Source organism: Balneolales bacterium ANBcel1 (assembly GCA_029688905.1).
Classification (GTDB): domain Bacteria; phylum Bacteroidota; class Rhodothermia; order Balneolales; family Natronogracilivirgulaceae; genus SLLW01.
The window spans coordinates 1-24,077 of the sequence record JARULB010000006.1; the positions used below are offsets into that span (position 1 = coordinate 1).

Below are 24,077 nucleotides of genomic sequence, written 5' to 3' on the forward strand. Positions count from 1 at the left end.
CTGGCGGCCACCTGCGCCCAGGTCCCGCCAAGATCGGCCACCGCACCGGTGTGCACCTGCGGGGGTTCCGCAATGCCTGTGTAATGAATTTGGTCAATGACCCAATTCATTTCTACGGCATAACCCTCGTCCTCAACCTGCTCGGTGTCCTTCCAGGCCGCATAAAACCAGAAGTGTGTGACTTCACTAAGTTCAATTTCAGCATGTGTCATCACCTGGTCGGCTGACACGTCCATGATATAGCTGTCATCAAAATTTACCGGCCCCTGGTCAAAAGTGGAGCTAAATCCAAATTCGGTTGAAGGTGTACCTGCAAAAAAACGAATTTCCTTGGTGTAATTGTAGCCAGTGGTAAATGGATTCAGCTTCGACAAATCGATACCATGGATATTCACTGGTTCGTCAAACTCCAGTTGCACAACACTGTGGTGCTGGGTCAAGATCGATGAAACGCAACCTTCCGTGGCACTGCCCTGAAACCCGATATCGGCACAATCCCGGGCTGAATAGATTCCCCAGCCTGCTTCCTCCATTGGCATCCATCTGGGGTCAATAAAAGTAATCGTTACGCCGACACCATCCGTACCTGTGGCAGTTACCGGGAATTCGTGCCCATGCTGCTCGTCCGGAATAACATTGTGAAAATCAATCACTTCCTGCGCCATGCCGGCCATTCCGGTGAGCAGCAAAATTAGCATAATCGCACCTGCTCTCATCAAACACGAGAGTGCTTGATGAAGTACAGAACTGCCGAAAACCGTCCTCCCCCTTTCCTGCACGAAACTCAGTTCTCCAAGCTCTGCCACATTTTGAGATGGTGGTTTATAAATGGCCAACTATTTTGACTTTTTAGACCTGAAAGTGGGCCGATTGAAATTATTTTTCGGCGAATTGCGTACTTGCAAAATAACACAGGCATATGGACATCCACTTTCGTTATCGACCACCTGTATGGAACCTTAAGCGACTTTTTTATTTTTTTTTGAAACGGGCGTATTAGTGGCCGGTGCTGAACGACGGGGACAGCGCGTCCTGGCTCACCGACAGGACCGAGCAAGTCCGCCTGGTCAGTGACCCAAAGAGATCACCAAAAAAAAACGGGAAAACACAAGGTGTACACCCTGCATTTTCCCGTCTTGCCCAACAACCTCCGACAGGAGGTGTCAACGGTTCCAATGGCCGGTTCCGCCTTCGGAGCCGGGATTGGAAAATTACATCAGCCGGTTGGTTACTCCAGTTCCTTGCCCCAGAGCGAGAACATCTTACGTGCCACGTCAGTGATATGATAGGTACCGGTAAACTTCTCCGCCGAAGGGCCATAGGTGTAGACAGGCACCGGAAGCGCGGTATGGCCACCGGTCGTCCACCCGTATTCGTGGCCCCCTTCACTTCCGGAGTTCAGCGTCATTCCGCCGGTCTCATGATCGGCCGTCACAATGACCAGCGTATTGCCATCATTTTTTGCAAACTCCAGCGCATCACCGACCACATTGTCAAAATCCTTCGTCTCCTGCAGCACATATTCAGCGTCGTTGGCATGGCCGCCCCAGTCGATCATGGCGCCTTCGATCATAATGAAGAAGCCTTCCGGATTTTGGGAAAGCTGTTCAAGCGCCGCGACGGTGAGCCGGTTCATCTGGTCTCCGCGCTGCGGGTAGCGCTGCAGATTCGCCCCCCGAAGAAAAGCGATCACACGGTCATTGCCCGCGATCTGGTCGATATTCTCTTCATCATCGATATAGACATACCCTTTCTCTTCCATCTCGGCAATCAGGTTGCGGCCGTCTTCGCGCTCACCGCCCTCACCTTCGGGCAGAAAATAGTTCCATCCCGCACCCAGCAGCATATCGATGCCGGAATCGACAAATTTTTCGGCGATATCAAACTCCTCGCCCCGGTCAGGGTGATGGACACCGAACACAGCGGGTGTGGCATGTGTAACCCTGACGGATGCCATGATCGCCGTGCTTTTGCCCAGTGAGGAGGCATATTGCGCGATGGTCTCCAGTGGCGTACCGTCGGGCAGTTGTGCAACCATCCCGCTGTTGGTTTTATACCCTGTCGACAAGGCGGTACCCGCCGCTGCCGAATCGGTAACCCTGTTGTTTAACGAATGCGTGAAGGCCGATCCCGTATAGGGCATGCCGGTCATGTTCAAACCGCCGAACTCATACCAGGCGGCGGCCACCTGCGGATAACTCATACCATCACCGATCAGCAGGATGATATTTTTGGGGATGTTCTGCTCTTTATCGGCATCCGGACCCTTTCCGCCGGTACATGAAGCGATCAAAAACAGGAACAAAAGAAATACGGCAGAAAAGCGGGAAGCGCGGAAATTATCAAACATGACAGTTTTTCTTTTTGGTTTTTGGAAATGATTTTTTTTGGAAATGACCGTGTCCTCTTAAAAGAACGACTACAAGATAGGTTACCCCGACAAACTTCCCTCACCTTTTAACAAATATTATCGGCCGGGCAAAATTCCGGGATACAGAGGGAGAATCAGATCATAAAACGGATCCCCATAAAAACTTGCGGGATGTGCTGGTACTGAATCAGGTGAGGGTAGTAGGTTCGGTCGTAAAAGTAATCGATTGTTTTTGTTCTGAACAGGTTGTTGGCATCGGCCCATAGGGTAACCTCGGAGGTTAAGCGGTAACTGGCGGTGATGGAAAGGTTGTTGCTTCCGGTCCGGTACCGGTCAAACCACACCCGTTCCTGCAGCTGCATTTCCGGAACCCACCGGAGATTTCCGTAGGCTACCAGTGCCGGAGTTGACCAGCTGTAAAAAGCACCGGCCGAGAATCCTCCCATATCGAAATTCAATCCGGCATTCACAATATGCGGGTGATGCCCCGGCAGCGGAAAGGTACCGTACCGATCGCTGTTTCGGTCCAGGTCGGCAACGGAGCGTGACCAGCTGTAGTTTACAATGCTGCCCAGATTGCTCAGGAACGAAGGCAGGAAATCAAGTTTTTGCTGCCACGAAAGTTCGAGTCCGTACACGGTTGCACGATCGCCATTCAGCCAGGAGCGTTCGTGCCATCCGCTGAACTCCCCTTCCTGGATACGCTGCTCAACAGGATAGACAAAGTCACTGAGTTGCTTATAAAAGAGTCCAGCCGTAAACTCCCCGACGTTCATGAAATAATGTTCGATGAGAAAGTCCAGGTTATTGGATATCATCGGCTTGAGGTTGGGGTTCCCTCCCACGATCGTCTCACGGTCATAGTTCTTGAGCCGGTAGGGCGAGAGCTGGTTAAAATCGGGCCGCCCGATGGATCGGGACCATGCAAGGCGCATATTGGTCATTCGCCCCAGACCGAAGACAAGCTGGGTATTGGGGAAGAACCGAAAATACGAGGTATGGTTCTCTGCAACGGTGGATCCGCGATAGCGGCCGCTGGAGTCGATCAGGCCGGCACGGCCCCTGTAGCTGTTCAGGGTTTGCTCCATCCTGAATCCGGCCAGCCAGGTGATCCTGCCCAGAACAAGGTTGCTCATGGCGTAGCCGGCAGCGGTATACTCGGACGCCCGGTAATTTCGTGTATCCGAGTTTTCGGCCCAGCGAATCCGGTCCAGCCTCATATGGGGATACTGTCCGTAATAAAAATCCCGCGCGCTGTTCAAATTCAACATCCAGGGAATATGGTAGGTATGGTGATGTTTTCTTCCCAGGATATCCCAGTCGGAATTTACATATTTATCGAACTGCGAGATGGTTACCCGGCTGGCATAATCCATCCGGAAGTCCTCAAACGCCCCTTTTTTTTTCGTAAGGCGGTTGCTTGCCCCAACTTTAAGATATCCCTGGTGGTGCGGGATGGTGGCGTCGATGGCGGCGGAGAGCTCATTGTCCCGGTGTTCGTCCCAGGTGTTATCCACAAAGTTTAGATCAAACAGGTTTTGGGACGGGAAGGGCCGGTTGATCAGATCGATGGTGGGGCTCTTTCTGTCATCGAGAGTAACGAAATACTCGTACTCCCGGGGGGATTCAAACCGAAACCGGTACCGATCGCGATCAAAGCGGCCATGTCCCCATCCGATGCGATACTCCAGATCGAAATCCTGGAACAGGTGTCTGGCCGAGGCGCGGAAGGTATACTGATCGATGCGAAAATCCTCCGTACGAGCGTCGTAGGTAATATAGCCGCGATCATGTCCGAATTCCCGTGAGGTCGTGTGCTGGTTGATGTAGGTTTCCACTCTGGGCCGATATGACAGGCCGTAGCGATGGTCATCCCGGCGCTGGACATTCACCATGCCCTGGACATGAAACGAGGTACGGTCGGACGGCTGGAATGTCAGCTGGATGCCGGTGCCGAATCGTTGCCGGGTATCAAACTGTAGTCCTGTGATGAGATAGGACAGAACGTCGACCGGGCCGTTACCGAAATTCATGATCTCCCAGTCTGTTTCAAACCCTTCACCCACGCTGGGCGATCGCTGATAGCTCACATTGACAGCATAGGAGAATTCCTTGCCGTGGGAATCGCCGTAACTGGCGGCTACCCTTGCTCCCGTCCCGGATTGCTGATAAAAGGCAGGGATCAATCCGCCACCGGCGCGAATATCCAGTTCCCGTGCCCCTCCGACGGGCCGGCGCGTGTTGATGTTGATTACACCTGCGAGGGCATCGGCATCCATGTCGGGGGTAAGCACCTTGATTACTTCCAGTTCGCGTGTCATGTCAACCGACAGGGTGCTCAGATCGACATCCCGGCTGCCGGTTCCGGTGGTACCCATACGCTGTCCGTCGACGGTAGTATTGCTCATGGCGCTACCAACGCCGCGGATATTTGAACCGCCATGCATCCCGGTCACCCGCAGCAACACATCCTCCACAGTCATGGTGGTGTAACGATCGATCTGTTCCGATGAGATGACGGAGCGGATGTTGATGGATTCACGCTGGCGGGTCATTGCACGGGCCTGACCTCTCAGATGTGCGATGATCTGGAGGTTTTGGCCGTGGATCAGGTCCTCTTTCAGCGCCAGGTCATAATCCACCCTGCTGTTACCCTCCACATTCAGATACGCCGTATAGGGTCTATAGCCCAGGTAGGAGGCGGTAACCGCGTATGAGCCTTCGGGAATCAGGCGGATGACGAAACGTCCGTCCTGGTCCGCTACCGCACCAAGTCGGGTACCTTCAAGAACCACGTGGGCTCCGGGCATCACTTCTCCGGTGGTTTCGTCGGTAACCCTGCCTGAAACGGTCCCATAGTTCACCAGAGATACCTGAACCAGGTGATGAGGGGTTCGGCCGTTCACATGATTGGGAACCAGAATAAGCTGCCCATACCGTGAAAACGCGATATTGATATGGTGGATTTCGTGATCGTAGAGCAGGCGGTAGAGTGCCCCCAGCAGAGTGGCGCGTTCATAGTCCACAGAGACCGGCTGTTTCCAGTCAATGTTGAGCGCATCCCTCGAAAACGCAACCCGGAACCCGGCTTTGGATGCGATGGCCACGATGGCATCTTCCAGTGAGACATTATCCAGCCGGACGGAAATCAGGGTGTTCATGGCCTCCTGGTGATGCTCGTCCAGATTGGCGGGAGCGTAATAAATCAGTGGATTTCGATCCGATTCGTGTTCCGGCCCGTGATCGGTAACCGGCCGTACCTGTGCCATGACCTGTCCGTGGCATAACAGGCCGGTCATCACAAGGGCAAATACAAACTGTACCCGCTTCATGGGTAATTTTTGATGCAAACAACAAGAGTACTGCATGCCCGGTCACTATTTGCCGTGCTAATCCGCACAAGGCGCGGGTGCGGGATTCCCGGTTAACGCGTTTCAGTAACAGCGGATCCTTGTGCTCCCTTATTCGGAAGGCTTGAAGTGGATTTCCCTGTCTTTCACTTCGTAGGATAGGTTGAGCGACAGTGCCATTACCCTGATCACCTCCGGCAGTGGTTCGTTCCTGAACGAAGCCGAAAGCCTCAACCCGGAGATTTCAGGATCGGAAAAATATACCTCCACACCATACCACCGATTCAATACCCGTGCGGCCTGCTCCAGCGGGGTGTCTTCAAATATCAATTTATTCTCCCGCCAGGCGATAAATCTGTCGACATCCACATGATGGGACATGGTGATCTCACCCGGACTCAGCCGGTCAATAATACCCATTTCTCCGGATGAGAGCATCACGCCTTCATGCCGTCCGTATGTCTCCTCCGACGGCAACAACCGCACCGACCCTTCCGTTACAATCAGCTTGATGCAGGGTTCTTCCTCGTAGGAGTAGACGTTAAAACGGGTGCCAAGCACCTCGGCGGTTGCGATGTCTGTGTGCACCCGGAAAGAGCGGCTGTCCGGGACTATATCAAAAAAAGCTTCGCCAGAAAGGTGAACGGTACGGGTATTCTCTCCAAACGTTTCCGGGATCATCAGACTGCTTCCAACGTTAAGCCGGACCTGAGAGCCGTCGTCCAGCACAATCGTAGCCCGTTCACCATGACCGGTAACAACTTCCCGCATTCCCATCAGTTCGGCGGTTTCCTGCACAGACGTTTGGTACAGAAAGATGGAAAGTGCCGTAATTCCTGCCGCTATGAGTAATACTGCCGCAGTACGCATTATCCAGTGCATGGCGCTGCGGCGCTGCTGTTTTCTTGAACGGACCCGGGCGGCATGATGTGCACTGCCCGTTGCAGCGGGTATCCGATCGATTTCCTTTGCACCATATCCGGTACCCGAGGATGCTTCAGAATCCGCGTCCAGCCGCTTTTCAAGCCGTTCCAGCGATGACGAGACATCGTGTTGCTTCGTGTTCGGCTGTTTGGCGTACCATATTTGACGTAACTCGCCCATGAGTGCGTCCCGATTCGGCTCCTGCTTGAGCCACTTCTCTACTTCCCGCTCTTCTTCAGCGGTGCACTCACCGGCCAGATATTTGGCCATTCTGCGATATTCAAAATCTTCCTTCAATCGATACTTTTTCCTCCGGCCAATAATTACAGACTGTACCTCATTCCAATATTAAAGTGTCTTACACTGTAACGGGTTACATGAGGATAATAATCACGATCGTAATAATAATCTACTGTTGTTTGGCCCAGCAGGTTACCGGCATCGGCCCATATCCGGATATTCGAGGTGATCCTGTAGCGGACCGACAACGACAGATCATTACGACCGGTACTGTAGCGATCGAACCAGACACGCTCCTGAAGCTGGATCTCCGGAACCCATTGCAGTGAGCCGTAGGAACGGAGCACCGGCGATGACCATCGATAGAACGCGCTTGCCGAAAACCCGCCATGGTTGTAATCCAGGCCCGCATTCACAATGTGCGGCCGCTGGTCGACCAGTGGAAAGGTCCCGAATCGATCGCGATCCCGGTCAAGATCCGCAACGGAGTGAGACCAGGTGTAGTTCAGGAACGTCCCCATGTTGCCGAGCGCACCGGGCAGGAAATCGAGCTGCTGCTGCCAGGAGACCTCTGCCCCGTATACGGTGGCCGACTCTCCGTTTAAAAACGTACGCTCCATCCATCCCGTGTGGGGACCTTCCTGGATACGGCGTTCAAACTGGTAGACGAAATCGCTCAGCTTTTTGTAGTAGAGGCCGAGGGTGAGTTCACCCACATTCATGAAATAGTGCTCGATCAAAAAATCCAGGTTGTCCGAAACCATCGGGTTGAGTTCGGGGTTGCCGCGACGAATAATTTCGCGGTCGTAGTTGATCAGCCTGTAGGGTGCCAGCTGATCGAAATCGGGTCGGCCGATGGAACGGGACCATGCGATACGGACATTGGACATGCGTCCTACACCGTAGACAATCTGCGCATTGGGGAACACATGGGTATAATTGTTGGTACTGTTGACATCGGTTGCCCCCCGGAAGCGGCCTTCCTCATTGATCACCCCTTCCCTGCCATCGTACCGGTTATTGGTGTGTTCCACCCGAACGCCGCCCAGCAGGCGAAATCGGCCGATATTGACCGTTCCCATCCCGTAAACAGCTCCGGTATATTCGGATGCGTCGTACTTGCGGGTCTCCGAGCTCTCCGCCCAGCGTTCCCGGTCAAGCCGCATATGGGGGTACTGTCCGAAAAAGAAATCCCGCCCGGAGTGGAGGTCCATGAACCAGGGTATGTGATAGGTGTAGTGGTAATCCCGGTCGAGAATGAACCAGTCTGCGTTAACCTCCCGTTCGAACTGACTGACATTCACCCGGCTGGCGTAATCCATCCGGTAGTCTTCATGCGTTCCGTTTTTCATGGTCAGCCGGTTGCTGAGTCCGAACTTGAACGATCCGCGGGTATGCGGCACGTCGAAGTCGACGGTTGCGGACAGTTCATTATCCCGGTGCTCATCCCAGGTATTTTCTGCATAAACCAGATCGAACATACCCTGCTGCGGAAACGGCCGGCCGATGATATCGATCGTGGGGTTGTGCCGGTCTTCCAGGGTGACGTAGTAGTCGTAATCCCTGGGTGATTCAAATTGAAAGCCGAATCGTTCGCGGTTGTACCGTCCATGGCCCCATCCAAGCCGGTACTCCATATCGAAGCCGTCGAACAGATGCCGCGCCGATCCCCGGAAGGTATACTGGTGGATGCGGTACGGTTCCAGCCGGGCGTTGTACCGCACATGGCCCCGGTCGTGCCCGAACTCTCGCGAAGTCTCGTTTTGGCTTATATAGGACTCCACACGGGGGCGGAAGCTCATCCCGTGCCTGATATCCTCGCGATCCTGGATATTGACCATACCCTGTACGTGGAATGTGGTTCGCTCGGTCGGCTGAAACGTCAGCTGGGCTCCGGTACCGTAGCGGGTGCGCGTATCGAACTGCAGGTCGGTGCTCAGGTAGGACATCACATCCACCGGGCCATCGCCGAAGTTCATAATCTCCCAGTCGGTTTCGAAAAGCTCCGAGGTTCCGGGCGCCCGTTGATAACTGGCGTTGACGGCATAGGAAAAGTCGTCGCGCGGGGAGTCGCCGAAACTGACGGCTGCCCTGGCACCGGGACCCGTATGTTCAAAGTAGCGCGGGGTGAAACCGCCCCCGAGCCTGACATCAAATTCCCGCGAGGCCCCTACCGGACGTCGTGTGCTGATGTTGATGACACCGGCCAGGGCATCGGCATCCATATCGGGTGTAATTACCTTGATCACATCCAGTTCACGAACCATATCCACCGAAATGGTCCCGAGATCGACGCTGCGGCTGCCGGTACCGGTAGTCCCCATTCGCTGGCCGTCCATGGTCACATTACTCATGGCCCGGCCCACCCCGCGGATGTTGGTGCCGCCGTGCATGCCGGTAACTCTGGAAAGCGCGCCATCGACGGTAGTGGTGGTAAACCGGTCCAGCTGTTCGGAGGAGATGACCGACCGGATGTTGACCGACTCGCGCTGGCGTGTCAACGCCCTGGACTGCCCCCGCTGATAAGCGACGACCAGAATATTGTCGCCTTCAATGGGCCGCGGTTCGAGTCCGATATGTACTTCAAGGCGATCATCACCGGTAACGGCTACCTGTTGTTCTGCGGTGTAAAAACCTAGGTAACGCACAACCAGACTGTACTCCCCTTCCGGTATCCTTCTGAGGGTATAGCGCCCATCGATATCGGTAGCCACACCGATTGTGGTACCTTCCAGCATGACGGTTGCCCCCGTCAGCACTTCCCCGGTGAATGCATCGGTCACTTCCCCGGTGATGGTCGCTGTCTGGGCCATGACCCGTCCGGCCGCCGGTAGCAGCAGGGCCGGAATCAGCACCAGGGCAAGAACCGGAATTATCAGCCGGAGTGAAGCTAGTAACTCCGGCTGATTCCGCTCCACGGATCCGGACGCCCTGTAGTCGTCTCTACTATGTGAGGAAGCAAGGGATAAGGTTGCGATGGGTGATGTAGTCATAGTCGTGATAGTTCTAAACGGTGTTCCTGTGGCATTGCATGGCACATCGGAAAGATGTCATGCGAAGCGATCGAAAGTCCGGTATGAAAGGGTTCCGGTTAGCCGGGATACCTTTGCGGGTTGGTGATCACAAATCGAAACGCAACCCTGCGCGAAAACCGATGCCGCCCCATTTTTCGATTTCAACGGGATAGAGGTCACGGTCGTAGTCATACACCAGGTATTCGTTGCGCAGCAGGTTGCTGACATCCGCCCAGAAGCGGAACTGCTGCGATATCCTCAGCCGGAAAGCGACCGACAGATCACTCCATCCGTCCGAGTGGCGATCGATGAAGGTTTCGCCGGCGGAAGGCTGCGCGATGACAAGCGCCTGTTGCGAACTCAGGGAGTGAACCGTTTCGGAGGTATAGTGCCAGGTAACCTGTCCGGAGAATCGTCCCTGTTCGTAGTGCAAGGCCGCGTTTACGGCATGCGGACTGTGGCCCGGCAGTGCAACATCGCCACTGCGCCAGGCAATCTCATAATCTGACTCCGACCAGGTGTAGTTGGCGCTCATCCCCATATTGGCGAGAACTCCGGGAAGATACCGGAACTGCTCCTGTACACCGATTTCAACGCCGTAAATGGTTGCCTCATCGTCACTGTTGGCCAGTTTGAACTCGGTCCATCCGTCATTGGGTCCGCCGGCAATAACCGAACTGGTCTGGTGGATATAGCCGGAAATTCGTTTGTAGAACAATCCTGCCGTAACAAGCGTCCGGCCCGCGATCTCCTGCTCGGCAAAGAGATTCAGATTGTCGGAGGTCATCGGATCGAGTTCCGGATTGCCCCTCGACAGGGTTTCGTTCTGCACGTGAACCAGTTCGTAGGGTGCGAGCATATTGAAATCCGGGCGGTTGATGCTGCGCGAATAGGCGGCTACGACCCGGGTGGACGGCGAGGGCGCGTACTCCAGCTGCGCGTTGGGAAACAGGTTGGTATAGCCATGGCTGACGGAGGTGTCGGCCGATGAGACGTATGAGCCGATGTCATCAAAGAAGACCAGGCGGCCATCGTAGGTACCTTCGGTGTGTTCGACTCGTACACCGGCCATTATGTGAAACGGACCTGTTTGCAACCCGGCCATGCCGTACCCGGCGTAGACCTGTTCCGAGGCGGTATAATTGCGGATTCCGGAACGGTAGAAATGGCGTCGTTCATCCACCATGAAAGTGGGCCTGCTGCCTGTGTAAAACGAACGTGCGCTGTAGGGATCCACAAAGGAGGGAATGAAATATTCGTCAAGCACATCGAAATTACCATGCCGTGTTTTGTGGAACTGGTCCAGGGTCAGTTGCCGGAGGTAGGTGTATCGGGTATCGCTGAAATCGCCTTCTTTATTCGTGGATCGCGCGTGGGTTCCCGCCTGCAGCGCAAGTGGTCCGACGGGAAGCTCCAGATCAAGTCCGGCGGAAAACGTATTGTCGATATGGTCGTCATACACACGGTCCATGTACTGGAACCGGATCCGGCGCGAATCGATGGTCTCATCTTCCTGAAGCGGAATATTGACGGGCAGCATGGACGGGCGGTCGGTGTCATGGCTGTGGATCTCGAAATCCAGGCCGGCAAGTTCAAACACCATCTCATCCCGGTACTGGCGGGTCTGACCGTGTGCCCAGCCGGCGTTGTACCGAATCACAAGCCGATCCAGAAGATGGCTGCCTTCGAAGGTAACATTGTGCTGAAGGATTTCCGGATCGTTCAGCATAGCGGAATAGCCGTAATGGCCCTGCGCGCCCTGTTCACCGGTGGCCTGGGGGGAGAGCCAGTCTCCGTTCGCGTTCCAGCTGTTGGTATGGCGGATACGATCCTGCCTGCCCTTGCTGAACAGCCCTCTCACCTGGAATCGGGTGATATCGGAGGGGTTGTAGGTCAGGTGCAGGAGTCCGGCGGTTGTGCTGCGTTCGTCCATGTGCAGGGCCGGCGAAATCCGTTCGTAGACATCCACAGTACCATTGCCAAAATCATGGGCGCCGTAGCCCAGCGAAAGCGACTCATACCCCCGCCGGTCTACATCATGGGAGAGGGTGATCGCGAACGAGAGATCGTCGCGGGGGGCGTCGGCATAGCGAACGGCGAACCGGGCTTCCGGACTCATTTGCTGCAGATATCGGGTGTTGCCTCCCCCTCCGGCGATAATGCGGAGTTCTCTTCCTGTCGCCGCGTTGCGCCGGGTGGACAGGTTGATGGTCCCTGCCAGGGCGTCGGCGTCCATATCGGGGGTGTTGAACCGGATTACCTCGACATCGCGGATCAGATCGGCGGAAAGCAGGGATAGCGCCACAGAGCGGTCTCCCAGGCCGGTTGTCGCCATTCGCCGGCCGTCAAGTGTCACCAGAAAGCGATCCTCGCCGATACCGTGCAAGTTCGGCCTGCCGCTGCGATTGACCTGCACCCCGGGCAGTCTTCTGATCACATCCTCAACGGTGATGTCGGTGAGGTAGTCCATCTGTCGCGACGAGATGACCGCGATGTCGTTTCGGGACACCGCCCCGGCCACCTGTGCTTCCGGTTCTTCCCGGAGGAGCTCTGTGGTGGCGGTATGTTCCGGATTGTTTTGCCCGGCCAGTGCGGGAAATGCCTGCAGCACGAATAACAGAGCGGGAAATAGTATCAGCAAGGCGCTGCGTTGCGTCCGACTCACGTCACATAATGATATGATATGGAAAGGCCTTTTCATGGGGTTTTCGACTAATGTATGTTTTCAAATGGCATCCGTTACCGGAATGAAACAGCGGCATGGTTCAAGCCGGGTGATACAGGAGAATGCGGGTGACTGCGATGGTGAAAGCTCATGGATAAAAGCCTCGAATCCTGGAGGGGACCATCTGATTACGGAGGCTTTTATCTCATGAGGAGGATCGTGTTATACGCCGGCATCCGACATTGTGAAACGCTGGATACCGGCGCGTAAATACGGCCTGGAACAGACGCTTATTTCACCAGCATCATCGTCTGGGTGATGACGCGTCCGTCAGCCTCCAGCCTGCAGAAATAGGTTCCGCTGGAGAGATTTGACGCGTCGAAGGTGACGGTGTGGCTGCCGGCAACCTGATGGCCGTTCACCAGAGTCGTCACATGCTGACCCAGTACATTGAAGATCGTCAGACTGACATGGTTGTCGGACGGAAGATCATACCGGATCGTAGTAGTCGGGTTGAACGGGTTGGGATAGTTGTGGTACATGTGCACCCGTTGGGGCAACTCGATATCATCCGATGAGGAGGGTACATCCTGGCCACAGATGATTCCGGTTGACCGAACACCGGTGTAGGTCAGCGGATTCAGGGGATCGAACGGTTCGCTGATCGCTTCAAGCCATTCACTGAAGGAGTGGTTGTCCGGCTCGCAAAGAGCGGTACCGTCAAACCAGAAGAAACGCATCACGTCGGGATCCCAGTTGGTATAGATCATCGGCACAGGCCCTTCGAGACCTTCGTTACCGGATACGATCAGGGCGTCAAACTCCGTTACGCCGCCGAAAATTCCCATGTTGATCAGGTTTTCGGGGAGTTCTCCGGTGAAGTGGTTATTGGCCAGGTTGAGCGAGTCCATGAGAACCAGGTCGCCGAGTTGCGGCGGAATGGGGCCGGTCAGCTCATTATCATCCAGTGCCAGGACCCTGAGATCGATCAGATTGGAGAGCCAAAGCGGAATTTCACCGGTCAGTCCGAGGCCGCCGAGGCCCAGTTCGGTCAGGTTATCACGAGCGGCAAGCCAGGAGGGAATCTCGGTGATATCCATTTGTGTGCGGCCAAGGTGCAGCTGTTCGATATCCGTCCGGTTTTCCAGCCACGAGGGGATGGGTCCGGTGATGTCGTTATCCGAAAGATCAAGGACCACCAGTGAGGTCAGGTCTCCCAACCAGTCGGGGATGTCACCGGTAATACCGTTGTTTCGCAGTTCGAGCCGCTGAAGTCTGGACTGGTGCTCCAGCCAGGAAGGGATCTCTTCGAGGTCAAAACCGATGTTCCTGAGATAGACCCACTCGAGATCGAGGTTGCGCAGATCCGGCATGGGGCCGTCGAGCTGCAGGTTCCGGAAATCGATACGCCGGAAAGCGCCGTCGCCAAAAACGGCCGGAATTTGACCGGTGAAGGCATTGTCTCGCAGACGGAGGCGCTGCAGTCCCGGAAGGTATGCCAGCCAATCGGGAATGGGTCCGGTGAAGTTCGCGTTATCCAGCCGCAGTTCATACAGGTTGTCCAGGAACGTCATATCGGGAATAGGTCCGCCGATCTCATCCCCGTCACCCAGATAGAGCCTTTCCAGCTGGAACATCTGGTTGATCCACGCGGGAATCTCGCCGGTACGGTTGGAGCCGTTCAGATAAACTCGCTCCAGGGTCTCGGCCTGGTTCAGCATCCAGTCGGGAATTGGGCCGGGATTGAGGCCATAGCAGTTACGAATATCCAGCCGTTGCAGCTCAGGCAAATTTCCAAGTTCTGCCGGTATATCCCCGGTATAGCGATTGATTCCGATTTCAAGACGGGTAATGGTGGAGGCGTTGCCCAGTTCGGGCGGAATCTGTCCGCTAAGTTGATTCCGGTAGATACGGAGATGCTGCAGCCGCGGGAAGTCACCCACTACCGGTGAAATTTCGCCCGTCAGCCGGTTGGAGTGGAGCACCAGACGCTCCAGATTGGGCATGGTGACGAACTCCTCCCACGGTATTTCACCCTCCAGCAGATTGTACTCCAGTTCCAGTCGCTGCAGGGTGGAAATTTCGGTGATGCCCAGGGGGATGGGACCGAAAATCTGATTGTTATCCATTTTTAGGCGTTCCAGATACGCCAGTTTTCTGACATCATCAGGGATTATGCCGACCCCCCTGTTGCTGCGCAATTCAAAACGCGTGACGCGCCATTCGTCGTCGTTGACCTCTTCTACCTGATCGACGCCATGCCAAAACTCGACCATGTCGGTCAGCCATCCCGAGTTATTTCGCCAGTTGGGTCCGTCCAGCGCGTGATACAAAGCCACAAGTGCCAGTGAATCGTCTTCATGGACGGATCGTCCCATTTCTTCGAGCGTACGATCCAGCTGGATGCCGTCTTTGTTTATAATGGTTGCTTTTTGGGCATAAGAACCTGACGCAGCAAATAACAGTGTCCCGCATAGCAGGAGGATCATCTTTTTTGCCGGAGCCGAAACAAGCATATTTTTCGCCCCGGTCAACCATTGCTGAGGTGAAAAACACCGGCTTCCGCCTTCTGTAGTAATATTCATAGGTACTCCCCGGTAAGTGTTGTTGTTAATAATCGGTGAAACTGTCTATAGAACGACCCGGTTTGCCGGCACCCCTACAAATTATTTTTTTCCGGTACCGCGTGCGGCCTGTTTCAGGAGTTGTGCTTCTTCATGAGGTCGCGAAGCATCTTCAACGCCCGTCCCATCTGGGTTTCCACCGTTTTTACGGATATGTCCAGGACCTCCGCGATCTCCCGATAGGTGAGTTCATGGTCACGGCTAAGGACAAAAATGGTCCTTCGGCGCTCGGGCAGTTTTGCAATCGCCTTGCTGACGGCATCCGCCAGTTCATCGTGTTCATAGAGCAGGTCCGGGGACGGTGCACTCTGGGCGGTTTCATGCATGGCGGTTTTTTCCCATCGCAAAACGACGTTGCGATGCTTCAGGTAATCAAGCGACCGGTTTCGAACCGAGCGATACAGATAGGCTGCGGGGTGGATTCCAATGTGCCACTCCGACCGCCGGTTCCAGATGTTCATGAAGACATCCTGGACCATCTCTTCCGCAATATCCGGACTTTCAACATACCGGTGGGCAAAACAGCATAACTCAGAAAAATAGGCACGATATAAATCGGTAAACGCTTTTCTGTCGCCTCTGCGTATTTTTTCAGCCAGCAGCCGATCGGATTCCTTTCCCTTTTTTACTGACATCTTGGATAAAAATGTTATCAACCTGAAATGCCAATACTATATTACCCCTCCTTCTCCATGACTTTTTCCAAAGCCATGGATTGTGCTTATTCAATAGTATCTGCGGCTTTAGCTTATCAAAATAAATGATAACCTGCAACGCGATATTGGGCATCGCTGCTTCACCGGGGAAAATCGCGCAAAAGGCTTACCCCGGCTTCACTACGAAGTTGATCACCCGGTTCGGGACGAAGATCTCTTTGATGATCTCTCCTTTTGCAAGATGCCTTGCCACGGATTGCTGCTCTTTTGCGGCCGCAAGGACGTACTCCTTGTCGGCGGCGCGATCGGCCGGCACTTCGACCTGCCCGCGCACCTTACCATTGACCTGCACCGCATATGTTTTCGTATCGTCCTGCAGGTAGCGCTCCTCGTACTCCGGCCAGGACTGATAAGCCAGGGTTCCGGAGTCGTTCTGCCCCCCTGTTGCCGCTTCCGGGCCGGGCGCACTGCCGGCAGACTGTGATATCGTTCCGTCGAGGATAACACTCCCCTCTTTTTCCGCTTTGGCCTGAAGCCGTGACCACAGCTCTTCCGCCAGGTGCGGCGCGAATGGCGAGAGCAGCAGGGTAAACGTGCCGAGGACCTGTGCCGGCCGCTCATCCCATTTCATCGCCTCGTTGGTGAAGATCATCAGTGCCGATATGGCGGTATTAAAGCGGTGGGATTCGATATCCTCGGTCACTTTTTTGATGGCCTCGTGCAGCTGTTTCATCTGTGCGCGCGTGGGCCGGCCCGGCCCGCCGTCCTCGTCTCCGGATCCGTTTGCAGATGATGAAGGTTCTCCCGAGCCGCCTTTCGCCTCTTTTCCCGGTGCAAAGGTGATCGATTCCTGCAATTCGCCGGTCTGTTCATCGATAAACAGGCGCCAAACCCGTTTCAAAAACCGGTAGACCCCCTCTACACCCTGCATACTCCAGGGTTTTACCTGCTCAAGCGGACCCATGAACATCTCGTACAGCCGCAGGGCATCGGCCCCGTACTGCGCGACCACATCGTCCGGGTTGATCACGTTGCCGCGCGACTTGGACATCTTGAACGAACGGGCATCCACGGCCGTATCGGTTCTCTTGAGTACGAAACGGTCACCACGTTTCTCCACCTCCTGCTCCGACAATTTGACGCGCTCGAGTTCCTCAACGGTAGCGGCCCGGTCGGCCGGCACAAACCGTCCCTCGGCGTCCCTGTAGGCGGTGAACTCCAGCTCCCCGAGAATCATGCCCTGGTTGACCAGGCGGTAGAACGGTTCTTTGGTGGAAACCACGCCAATATCGTAGAGCACCTTGTGCCAGAACCGCGCGTAGAGCAGGTGAAGCACCGCATGCTCTGCTCCGCCTACGTACAGATCCACCGGCATCCAATAGCGCTCCTGATCGGGATCCACCGGACCTTTTTCGTAATCGGGACTGATATAGCGCAGATAGTACCAGCACGATCCGGCCCATTGCGGCATGGTGTTGGTCTCACGGACCGCGGGCTGCCCCGTTTCGGGATCGGTGGTATTGACCCAGTCTGTTGCCTTGGCCAGCGGCGGCTCCCCGGTTTGTGTCGGCTGGAAATCGTCCATATCCGGGAGAGTAATCGGGAGGTGATCCTCCGGCAGCGGCTTGGGCTTCCCGTCCACATGTATGACCGGAAACGGCTCGCCCCAGTAGCGCTGACGTGAAAAGAGCCAATCGCGCAACTTGTAGGTGACCGTGTATTTACCCAGGCCCTTTTTCTCGAGCCATTTTGTGATTTTCTCTTTGGATTGGGCTACCGGCAGACCGTCGAGCGAAATTTCATCGTTGGCTGAATTGACCGAGACCCCTTCTTCGGAGTCGACATACGCCTCTTTTTCAATATCGCCGCCCTTCACCACCTCGACAATCGGCAGACCGAACTTGCGGGCAAATTCCCAGTCACGCTCATCATGGCCCGGCACCGCCATGATGGCTCCCGTTCCGTACGACATCATCACATAGTCGGCGACCCAGACCGGGATCTCCTGGCTGTTGACCGGGTTGACGGCGTATCCGCCCGTAAAGACCCCTGTTTTGTCCTTGTTGAGATCGGTGCGATCCAGATCCGATTTGTTGGCGGCTTCCTTGCGATATGCCGCGACGGCCTCACGCCTGTCGTCGGTAGTAATCCGGTCGACCAGCGGATGTTCGGGCGCCAGCACCATATAGGTGGCGCCAAACAGGGTGTCGGGACGGGTGGTAAAGACTTCGATGGTATCGGTGGCGGCGGCTGTTTCGCCGGATTCGGCAGGCCCGGCGCCGGTCTCGCTTCCGGCTTTCAGATAGAAAATCACGTTCGCGCCTTCCGATTTGCCGATCCAGTTGCGCTGCATCTCCTTGATGGACTCGGGCCAGTCCAGTTCCTCGAGGTCGTTCAGCAGACGCTCGGCATACTCCGTGATTTTGAGCATCCATTGTCGCATCGGTTTGCGCTCTACCGGGAAACCGCCGACCTCGCTCTTTCCGTCGATCACCTCCTCATTGGCCAGTACCGTGCCCAGCGCCGGACACCAGTTCACCGGCACGCTCGCTTCGTAGGCAAGGCCCTGCTCATACAGTTTCAAAAAGATCCACTGGGTCCAGCGGTAATAGGCGGGATCGGTGGTATCGACCTCGCGGTCCCAGTCGTAGCTGAATCCGAGCGACTGCAACTGCCGCCGGAATCCGTTGACATTGGCGTTGGTGGTAATGCCGGGGTGAGTTCCGGTTTTGATGGCATACTGTTCGGCGGGGAGTCCGAAAGCGTCCCATCCGATGGGATGCAATACGTTGAAACCATTCATCCGCTTGTATCGCGCCAGGATGTCGGTGGCGGTGTACCCTTCCGGATGGCCTACATGAAGCCCGGAGCTGCTGGGATAGGGAAACATGTCGAGCACGTAGAACTTCGGGCGGTCCCGGTCGCTGTCATCGGTGCGAAAAGTTTTGTTTTTCAGCCAGTACTCCTGCCACTTCGGTTCGATATCAGCGGGTTTGTATTCACTCATGGTTCTAAATGGGGACTAAAATTCCGGTTTCACGTCCGTTTTATGCGCTATTTCTGTACAGCGGATGGTTTTGTGGTGTGAAGATACAGCTTTTTTTCGGGTTATTGAAGAGAGGCGAATCTGCGGCCCCCCTGCACATCAACACCCTTCCAGGCCATCCATTTTCCCAAGCATCTATACTGTTTATGGCGGCTGCATAAACTGCCGTGATCTATCCCGATAGCTAAAGCAGGTTGCGCTATAAATTCTTGTAACTTATTGACAGCTTTTGTATTTAGAAGGGCAGGCTATTCAGGTACGAAAAAGCAACAAACCATCAGAGAAACAACTGCTTACACCGGCCCGTTTCTGGAAGTCAGTACGGGTGCGGAGAATGATCAGGAAGCACAAGATCATCATATGCTATGGATGACATAAAGATAATAATTGCGCAGCTGGAGTCCGGAGAGATTGGGGATATGACGCAGCTGGCATCCGATCTCAGGAGCTGGCATGACCAGCTCCTCAAACAAAAACATGAGGATCAGGCAAAGAAAGCCAGGCTTCGGGAGCGGGTCAAGGAGCGTGATTGCCTGTATGAGGTTATCACACGTCTTCAGGCATCGAAAACCGAAGCCGACATGGAAACCACCTTTCAGGAGGTTGTCCATCTGATACCACAGGGATTTCAGTATCCCGAACGGACGGGAGCCTGTATCCGGCTGGGACGCAGAACCTGGTGCAGCCCCGGTTTTAGAATGAGTGATGGCGGGCTTGTCGCATCCAAAGAGGTTGAGGACGGGATCATCCTTGAACTTCGGGTCGGTTTGCAGATTGATAAACCGGGGGCGCCCGATTCCGGGCTGGCTGACACTGCCGTGAAGCCTCCGCGATATCTGCCCGAAGAACAGCTGCTCATTGAAAAGATTCTGCGGTTGCTGGCGCGACAATATGCGGATCATGTCACTTTCCAAAAGCTGGCCGAAAGCGAGCAGCTTTTCCGGACCACATTATACAGCATCGGTGACGGGATCATCACCACCGACAAAAACGGTGTGGTGCGCCAGCTAAACGGTGTCGCCGAACAGCTTACCGGATGGAGCGAGGATGAGGCCACAGGCAAACCCATCCGGGATGTGTTCACCATCATCAATGAAACCACCAAGGAAGAAGTTGATAATCCGGTTGACAAGGTACTGAAACACGGAAAAACTGTGGACCTGGCCAATCACACATTGTTGATTTCCAGAGACGGCAGGGAAATCCCTATTGCCGACAGTGGCGCTCCCATTCGAATCGATGACGGAGACATTATCGGTGTGGTTCTGGTGTTTCGGGATATCGAAAACTGGCGGAACGCAGAAAAGAGCCTCCAGCAGAACCTCAAGGAGAAGGAGGTGATGCTGGCGGAAATCCACCATCGCGTTAAAAACAACATCGCCGTCATTTCCGGATTGCTGGAACTGGAGGCCGAACAGGCGGAACGTCCGGAATTACAGGCACTTTTCATGAAAGCTGAAAGCCGAATCCGCTCCATGGCACTGGTGCATGAAAAGCTGTATCAGGCGTCTTCGCTTTCGGAAATTGATTTCGGCTCGTATATCATGGAGCTTGCCGGCCATGTACTTGAAACTTTCGCGCCGGATAGAAGTGTTACCATCGATTTCGACGTGGGGCCTGTGCATCTGGATATCACCCATGCCATTCCGTGCGGAATGATTCTCAACGAACTGATCTATAACGGCCTGAAATACGCCTTCCCCGGCAGCGGAAACGGGAAAATCACAATATCCCTGAGTGAGCGCAAAGGCAGGATACGGATGGCCTACCGGGACAACGGAGTCGGGTACAATGATGCCTTTCTGGAGGATTTTGCCGACGGTAAGCTGCAAAATCTTGGTTTCCAGCTCATCACCGGACTCGTAAAACAAATTCGAGGCATACTGAATATCGCGAATGAGGATGGGGCTTCGGTCATTATCCACTTCCCGAAGAACTGAACGCATGTTCGCGAGATTATGTGAGTGCGGCGGTTGCTTGCGCGGCGGTTGCTTGCCCACACACGCAACCGGCATGTGATCGAAAGTGCCGAATTTTGTCGTGTTGCCTGCTTCTGTGCGCTACCGTTGCAAACCCACAATTCGCTTATTCCGCAAGCAGCCACTGCAGCACATCCACCCCGTCAGGCTGCCAGGCTATCGGCGGACGCTGGGCTTCCTCAAGCGGAGCCAATCGAAGGCCGCCATCAGACACTGGTTTGCGGATGTGCTCTTTCAGCGTGTCCGCCGTCACGTAGACCTGCTGCAGACGGTGGCCGTAGCGGGATGCCAGTGTTTCGGCCTGTGCCACCGGTTCGGGATGATGTATCCAGCAGACAACCCGCTCCATACCGGCCATGTCGGGTTCATCGGTAACCAGTGCGGGTCCGGTTCGCACTACAGCGCGCTTTACACTCTTGAGATAGGCCGACCAGTAGCGGATTGAAGGATGTTGTTGCGATTCGGAAGGGTTTTGCTGAAGGAAGTCCATGAGAGCGGATTGCAACCCGCTGGCCGCTTCCGTCAGCGTGACCGGAGCGATGACCACGGCTACCGACCGGCAGCCCTTACCATCGTATCGCAGAATCGCTTCCGCCAGAGACCCGGCAACATCCGGCGCAAGATCTCCGGCATCATTGAAGTCGGCGCTGGAGAGTAGCGCCATGGAGAAGCGGGCCGTGCGATATAAAAAGCGGGTGTATTCGCGGGACAGTCCGAGCTCCCGGCAGCGGCGGGTAACGGCATCCACCGACCCTTCGGAACCGGCAAACAGTACATTATCGGCACGGATACCCGCAAGATCGTCCATATTGGTACTCCATGAAATCACCTGATCCGGCAGGCGCTCTTGCAACAACCGAAGCAGCCCGTCCATTAGCCGGGGATCCTTTCGCGTCAACTTCCCGTAGTAGGCGCCGCCGGAGAGCAGAACCGCCAACAGATCCTGCAGGCCGACCATGGGCAGGTTTCCCGCATGCAGGCACAGCACCTTCCGGGTTTGGCCGGGCGAAGCTTCCGCTTTGATTCCCGTTCGTGAAACAGCGGTATCCACCCATTGGATCAGGGTTTTTCCGGTGACCGTCCTTCTGATTTCCTCCAGCATGAAGGTCACATCATGGCGCGGGAAGAGGCCTTCGGCGACGGTCCGTTCCACCGACTGTCCCAGCAATCCGCCTTCATTGGCCAGCCAGGCGTCCACGGCTCCGGCGATGCATGCAGTTCGGTGCCTCTCCATCTCAATCCTCCATAAGGAAATTGCAGCCGCGCAGTTCGGCGTGATCCCGGCGGCCCAGAACCTGAAACGTGCCGTCTTGCCGGGCGATGCCCATATCCTGCGTCAAAAAAAAGGAGAGGGAGTGGACATTCGCCAGGTCGATGATGCCGATTAGTCCCTGCTCCCCTGCCGGTACGGTTTGAAGCGGGTTTTCGGCATCGCGGATGCTGATTCTGAGCCATGGCGGTGTCCGGAACCAGCCGGTGCCGGGGTCCCATGCCTGGCTGCACATCTCTGCCATGCCGTATTCGGAGTGTACGGCGTCGGCGGGGAGACCGAAGCCGGCGGCGAGCTGTTTGCGCAACTCCTGTTTGGAGAGTTCGCGCCGCCGCGTTTTCATGCCCCCGGTCTCGACGATGACCGAGCCGGCAGGCAGGTTCGGCGCCCCGGCGTCGATCAGGTCCAGGAGTCCGAATGCCGCCCCGAAGAGCATCACCCGCTTTCCGGCGGCGGTGACCTGCTCCCAGGCCTCCTGCCCGGGCGTGCGGTCGAGCGGAAGAAAACGGCTGAGGCCGCAGTCGTCCTGCCGCACAAAATGGTCGATCATGGCAACAAGCGACGACTCGGGGTTGTCCATGTACCCCGGCAGCCAGGCCAGAATCGCAAACCCGTCAGCCGGGTAAAAGCGGGTAAAACCGTGCCACGCCGATTCGAGATAGAGCTTGCTATCGGCGATATGGTGGGTGCTGCGGCGGGATCCGGTCGTGCCGCTGCTGCGGAACCGCATCTCCGGTTTCCCGACATAATCGGCCCTGACCTGCGTATCCCGGAACACCTGAATGGGCATCAGCGGATACTCTTCGGGGCGAACCGATGCGCCTCCGGCAGGTGTGGCCGGCGAAATGGCATCCCGAAGAGACGAGTCCAGGCCGAGACCTTCGCAGAAGTTCCTGTAGACAGGCAGATGCCGGTACTGATGCCGGAACACAACATCCGCTTTCTCCTCAAACGGGATGTCGGGATCAATCACAAAACTGCGCCATGCTGTGCGGGAGGTATTCATACTGCTCAGTCTGCCATTGGGCCAAGATCCATCCGCACCAGTCCGCTGCCGTGCAGCAGCCATGCCTGCCGGCCAAGGATCGTGAAACTGCGCCATGTGAGTGGAGAGGCCTGGCCGACGGCCATTTCCGGCAGACTCACGCGGCGGAGAATTTCACCGGTGCCGTCAATCTGCATAATATGGGCGGATCCCATCACCCATAACTCCCTGTGCGCCCTGGCCAGCGCGCGCACGGGTTCGGGCAGGTGCAGAAAACCGAGGTACGAGCCTGACAGCGAAAACCGGTGAAGGACCTGTTCGCGGCTGTCGGCCACCCAGATCACTTCATCCAGAATGGTCATGGAGAGTGGGAGCACGCGGTCGTCCGGGCCAAACAGTTCAAAACTGAGATCATACTGCCCGTTGCTGTCGATGCGGAAGACGCGGTGGCGCTCTTCGTCGTAAAAAAACAGGCGGCCGGCATAGTCGGTGGTGATCAGCGCGGGGCGGTAGGCCTGGCCGTATCCGGCGCGCTGCGGCAGGGAGACCGTTCCTATATACTGGAAGCGGCGGTCGAAAACCTGGATACGCCGGTTGTTCCGGTCTGCCACGTATATTTTGAGTTCGTTGGTGGGATCGATGGCAACGGGGTTGTCAAACTGGTAATCGCCGCTGCCGAGGCGTCCTGCCGAGTCGATTCTCACTCCTTCCGTGTCAATTTTCAGGATGCGGTTGCGACCCCTTTCGACAATAAAAAGGTGTCCGGCGGATGAGGCCCGCACGGCAACGGCATCGCTTAGTCCTGTCAGAACAGGCGAACGGGGTTCCGCCTGCGGGCTTCCGGTAACACCGGGGGCATCCGGCATCGGCATCGGTCCCGGTGCCATCCAGAATGGCAGGATCAGGCACAGAACGGCAATATGAGTCACACTGGAACGCATGGCAGCACCAAC

The 24,077-nt window shown here is 55.7% G+C and carries 13 protein-coding genes; 1 reads left to right on the plus strand and 12 read right to left on the minus strand.

What is annotated here, in order from left to right:
- From QA596_09205 to leuS, 9 genes are all read right to left on the minus strand, one after another.
- Window positions 1–836: hypothetical protein (locus QA596_09205; protein MDG5767640.1), on the minus strand; the 836-nt coding region annotated here is incomplete at its 3' end.
- 392 nt (window positions 837–1,228) lie between these two features.
- Entirely contained in the window at window positions 1,229–2,350 is a 1,122-nt protein-coding gene (locus tag QA596_09210; GenBank protein ID MDG5767641.1) for an alkaline phosphatase, read from the minus strand.
- A 155-nt stretch (window positions 2,351–2,505) separates the two neighbouring features.
- Window positions 2,506–5,703 carry a TonB-dependent receptor gene (locus QA596_09215; protein ID MDG5767642.1) on the minus strand — a complete coding sequence of 1,066 codons (3,198 nt, stop codon included), beginning with the start codon at window positions 5,701–5,703 and terminating at the stop codon, window positions 2,506–2,508.
- Between the two features lie 129 nt (window positions 5,704–5,832).
- Window positions 5,833–6,942 (minus strand): FecR domain-containing protein, encoded by a 1,110-nt coding sequence (locus QA596_09220; protein ID MDG5767643.1) that lies wholly within the window; start codon window positions 6,940–6,942, stop codon window positions 5,833–5,835.
- Between the two features lie 26 nt (window positions 6,943–6,968).
- Window positions 6,969–9,878, minus strand: coding sequence for a TonB-dependent receptor (locus QA596_09225; GenBank protein ID MDG5767644.1), 2,910 nt, complete (start codon window positions 9,876–9,878; stop codon window positions 6,969–6,971).
- Between the two features lie 127 nt (window positions 9,879–10,005).
- Window positions 10,006–12,564, minus strand: coding sequence for a TonB-dependent receptor (locus QA596_09230; protein MDG5767645.1), 2,559 nt, complete (start codon window positions 12,562–12,564; stop codon window positions 10,006–10,008).
- Window positions 12,565–12,854: 290 nt separating this feature from the next.
- On the minus strand, window positions 12,855–15,149 hold the full coding sequence (locus QA596_09235; GenBank protein ID MDG5767646.1) for a leucine-rich repeat domain-containing protein: 2,295 nt from the start codon (window positions 15,147–15,149) through the stop codon (window positions 12,855–12,857).
- 113 nt (window positions 15,150–15,262) lie between these two features.
- Window positions 15,263–15,823, minus strand: a complete 561-nt coding sequence (locus QA596_09240; GenBank protein ID MDG5767647.1) for an RNA polymerase sigma-70 factor — start codon at window positions 15,821–15,823, stop codon at window positions 15,263–15,265.
- 187 nt (window positions 15,824–16,010) lie between these two features.
- A complete protein-coding gene (gene leuS, locus QA596_09245) occupies window positions 16,011–18,851 on the minus strand; it encodes a leucine--tRNA ligase (protein MDG5767648.1) in 2,841 nt (946 codons plus the stop codon).
- A gap of 404 nt (window positions 18,852–19,255) precedes the next feature.
- Here leuS and QA596_09250 point away from each other — a divergent pair, with 404 nt between their 5' ends.
- Complete coding sequence (locus QA596_09250) at window positions 19,256–20,830, plus strand: histidine kinase dimerization/phosphoacceptor domain -containing protein (protein ID MDG5767649.1); 1,575 nt, start codon at window positions 19,256–19,258, stop codon at window positions 20,828–20,830.
- A 145-nt stretch (window positions 20,831–20,975) separates the two neighbouring features.
- Here QA596_09250 and QA596_09255 read toward each other — a convergent pair whose 3' ends face one another.
- The 3 genes from QA596_09255 to QA596_09265 are packed head-to-tail and all read right to left on the minus strand — an operon-like array spanning window position 20,976 to window position 24,053.
- Entirely contained in the window at window positions 20,976–22,103 is a 1,128-nt protein-coding gene (locus QA596_09255; protein MDG5767650.1) for an acyl-CoA reductase, read from the minus strand.
- 1 nt (window position 22,104) lies between these two features.
- A complete protein-coding gene (locus tag QA596_09260; protein MDG5767651.1) occupies window positions 22,105–23,145 on the minus strand; it encodes a hypothetical protein in 1,041 nt (346 codons plus the stop codon).
- A gap of 5 nt (window positions 23,146–23,150) precedes the next feature.
- Window positions 23,151–24,053 carry an NHL repeat-containing protein gene (locus QA596_09265; GenBank protein MDG5767652.1) on the minus strand — a complete coding sequence of 301 codons (903 nt, stop codon included), beginning with the start codon at window positions 24,051–24,053 and terminating at the stop codon, window positions 23,151–23,153.
- Window positions 24,054–24,077: the final 24 nt, after the last annotated feature.